This is a genomic window from Streptomyces sparsus (genome assembly GCF_054776295.1).
Window position 1 is genome coordinate 1 of the sequence record NZ_BAAHCA010000573.1, and the last position, 3,200, is coordinate 3,200.

The 3,200-nt window shown below is 73.8% G+C and carries 4 protein-coding genes; 3 read left to right on the plus strand and 1 reads right to left on the minus strand.

The genetic code is table 11. The annotated features are described in order from the left end of the window. Positions 1-53 precede the first annotated feature (53 nt). Complete coding sequence (locus tag ACYVE9_RS20370; protein WP_461029331.1) at positions 54-446, minus strand: metallopeptidase family protein; 393 nt, start codon at positions 444-446, stop codon at positions 54-56. 397 nt (positions 447-843) lie between these two features. Here ACYVE9_RS20370 and ACYVE9_RS20375 point away from each other — a divergent pair, with 397 nt between their 5' ends. The 3 genes from ACYVE9_RS20375 to ACYVE9_RS20385 all read left to right on the plus strand — a co-directional run bounded on the left by ACYVE9_RS20375 (position 844) and on the right by ACYVE9_RS20385 (position 3,074). Continuing rightward, entirely contained in the window at positions 844-1,230 is a 387-nt protein-coding gene (locus ACYVE9_RS20375) for a DUF3499 domain-containing protein (RefSeq protein ID WP_461029334.1), read from the plus strand. A gap of 114 nt (positions 1,231-1,344) precedes the next feature. Further along, complete coding sequence (locus ACYVE9_RS20380; protein WP_461029332.1) at positions 1,345-2,703, plus strand: phosphomannomutase/phosphoglucomutase; 1,359 nt, start codon at positions 1,345-1,347, stop codon at positions 2,701-2,703. A gap of 164 nt (positions 2,704-2,867) precedes the next feature. Then, positions 2,868-3,074 carry a Trm112 family protein gene (locus ACYVE9_RS20385; protein ID WP_461029333.1) on the plus strand — a complete coding sequence of 69 codons (207 nt, stop codon included), beginning with the start codon at positions 2,868-2,870 and terminating at the stop codon, positions 3,072-3,074. Positions 3,075-3,200 lie beyond the last annotated feature (126 nt).

Consider the following 3,200-nt stretch of genomic DNA (forward strand, 5'->3'; position numbering starts at 1 on the left):
CGGGAAGCCCCGGCGGCGGGCGGGCGCCCCGCGGGCCGGGCCGACCGTCCGGGTCAGTCCTGGCCGTAGCGCGGGTCGACCGACTCCGGGGAGAGGCCGAGCAGCTCGGCCACCTGCTCCACGACCACCTCGTGGACCAGCAGGGCCCGCTCCTCGCGGGTCTTGGCCCGCAGCTCGATCGGCCTGCGGTAGACGATCACGCAGTCCGACCGGTCACCGCGGGCCGGCACCAGGCCGCCGAGCGGCACCGTCTGCCCGTCCCAGGCGCTCTCGCCGCCCGAGCCCGCGGTGGGCGGCCGCGGCACCTCCTGCACGGCGAAGTCGACCGCCGACAGCTGCGGCCACTGGCGCTCCAGGCGCTCCGCCGCGTCCCGTACCAGGTCGTCGAAGGTCTCCGCGCGGCTGGCGGACAGCGGTACCTGCGGCGGTGCGACGGGACCGCGCATGCCACGGCCGTGGCGGTCTCGGTGACGTGGCCGGGCGTCCGGCCTGCGGGGCGGTACGGCGTTGCTCATCGTCCCCGAGCGTAGCGGCCTCCGGGCCGGCTGCCGCCGAGTCGGCGGGCATCCGGCCGGATGTCGCGGATCGACCGGTCGCGGTACGCCTTCTGGCGGAACGGTGTTCGTCGCATTTCGATACCCAATCGAAAAGTACCGCCCGTCCGCCCCCTCGTGAGCGGACGGACAGCAGGTGGCGCCGCCTGTGCAGGCACGTTTCTGCGCCTTCTGCCTGGTCAGCGACCGCCCAGCGGGACCGGGCCTTCCCGTCGAAACCGGGACGACACGGCCGAGTGACCTCGGGCGGAGTCGTCGCAGCCCGCTCAGGAGTGCGGTAGCGTCCAGCATCGTGAGTCCTGTACGTCGATGTTCGCGCACCGCGTGCGGCCGTCCCGCCGTCGCCACGCTGACGTACGTCTACGCGGACTCGACCGCGGTCCTGGGCCCGCTCGCCACCTACGCCGAGCCCCACTGCTACGACCTCTGCTCCGAGCACTCCGCACGCCTCACCGCCCCCCGCGGCTGGGACGTCGTACGGCTCGCCGTCGACGCCGGCCCGGCCCGGCCCAGCGGTGACGACCTCGAAGCGCTCGCCGACGCCGTCCGGGAGGCCGCCCGCGCCCCGCGCCGCCCTCCGGAACCCGCCGAGGCCAAGCCCAGCCGCCGCGAGATCGACCCGATGGAGGACGCCCGCCGCGGCCACCTGCGGGTCCTGCGCTCGCCCGACTCCTGACCGGGCTCCCAGCCGTACCCCGCGACCGCGCGCCGACCGGGCGGAGTACCGCGAACGGAGTACCTGCTGCGGGTAGGTTTGACCACCTCAGGACGGACTCCAGGAGGGGTGGCTGTGCCCGACTTGTCACACATCGTTAAGGCGTACGACGTACGCGGAGTGGTTCCGGACCAGTGGGACGAAACGCTGGCCGAGCTGTTCGGGGCGGCATTCGTACAGGTCACCGACGCGAAAGCGATCGTCGTCGGCCACGACATGCGGCCCTCGTCACCCGGCCTCACCCGGGCCTTCGGCCGGGGCGCCGCCGCCCGCGGCGCCGACGTCACCGAGATCGGGCTCTGCTCCACCGACCAGCTCTACTTCGCCAGCGGCAAGCTGGACATGCCCGGCGCGATGTTCACCGCCAGCCACAACCCCGCCCAGTACAACGGCATCAAGATGTGCCGCGCGGGAGCCGCCCCCGTCGGCCAGGACACCGGGCTGAGCGAGATCAGGGCACTCGTCGAGCAGTGGGCTGACACCGGCCTGCCCGACACCGGCGCCACCGCCGGCCGGCTCACCCAGCGGGACGTGCTCACCGACTACGCCGAGTACCTGCGCGACCTCGTCGACCTGCGCGGCATCCGCCCGCTGAAGGTCGTCGTCGACGCCGGCAACGGCATGGGCGGCCACACCGTGCCCACCGTCTTCGACGGGCTGCCGCTGGAGTTGGACGCGCTCTACTTCGAACTCGACGGCACCTTCCCCAACCACGAGGCCAACCCGCTGGACCCGGCGAACATCGTCGACCTCCAGAAGCGGGTGCGGGAGCGGGGCGCCGACCTCGGACTGGCCTTCGACGGCGACGCTGACCGCTGCTTCGTCGTCGACGAGCGCGGCGAGCCCGTCTCCCCGTCGGCCGTCACCGCCCTGGTGGCGTCCCGGGAACTCGCCAAGCACGGCGGCGGCACCGTCATCCACAACTGCATCACCTCCTGGTCGGTGCCCGAGGTCGTCAAGGAGAGCGGCGGCACCCCCGTGCGCACCCGGGTCGGCCACTCCTTCATCAAGGAGGAGATGGCCGCCACCGGCGCCATCTTCGGGGGTGAGCACTCCGCGCACTACTACTTCCGCGACTTCTGGAACGCCGACACCGGCATGCTCGCCGCCCTCCACGTGCTGGCCGCGCTCGGCGGGCAGCAGGGCACCCTCTCCCAACTGGTCGCCTCCTACGACCGGTACGCCGCCTCCGGTGAGATCAACAGCACCGTCGACGACCAGGCCGGACGTGCCGCCGCGGTGCTCGCCGCCTACACCGACCGGCAGGACGTCGAGCTGGACCACCTCGACGGCCTCACCGTCACCGCCCCCGACTGGTGGTTCAACCTGCGGGCCTCCAACACCGAACCGCTGCTCAGGCTGAACGTCGAGGCCCGCGACGAGGACACCATGGCGCGCGTCCGCGACGAGGTGCTCGCACTCGTCCGCGGCTAGGGCGCCCGGCCGGCCCCCGCACCCCGGCCCGTCCACAGCCACCCGTGCGCGGCCCGCTGTGGACGGGCCCGCCCCCGGCCGGGAGCGGGCCGGACCGGCCGGGGCAATCCGCTGGTCACCGGCGGTAGGCTGGCCACCATCACCGACCCACCCGGAGGGACACCATGCCGCTCGAAGCCGGTCTCCTGGAGATCCTCGCCTGCCCGGCCTGCCACGCGCCCCTCCGGGAGGAACCCGCCCCGACCGACGCCGAGCACACCGGCCCCGGTGAGGAGCTGGTCTGCACCGGCAGCGCCGGCTGCGGCCTCGCCTACCCCGTCCGGGACGGCATCCCCGTCCTCCTCGTCGACGAGGCCCGCCGACCGGCCTGACAGGGAAGGGGCATCGCCATGCTGGACGATTCCTTTCTCGACGACCCCGAGGCGCTCGCCCGCGCCGACCTGCACGGCCTGCTGCGCGGCACGGCCGAGGCGGGCGCCCGCGTCCGCACCGCCGCA

Excerpts from the sequence above, each read along its gene's own strand:
- ACYVE9_RS20370 (WP_461029331.1), bottom strand. The coding sequence starts at position 446 with ATGCGCGGTCCCGTCGCACCGCCGCAGGTACCGCTGTCCGCCAGCCGC.
- ACYVE9_RS20385 (WP_461029333.1), top strand. The coding sequence starts at position 2,868 with ATGCCGCTCGAAGCCGGTCTCCTGGAGATCCTCGCCTGCCCGGCCTGC.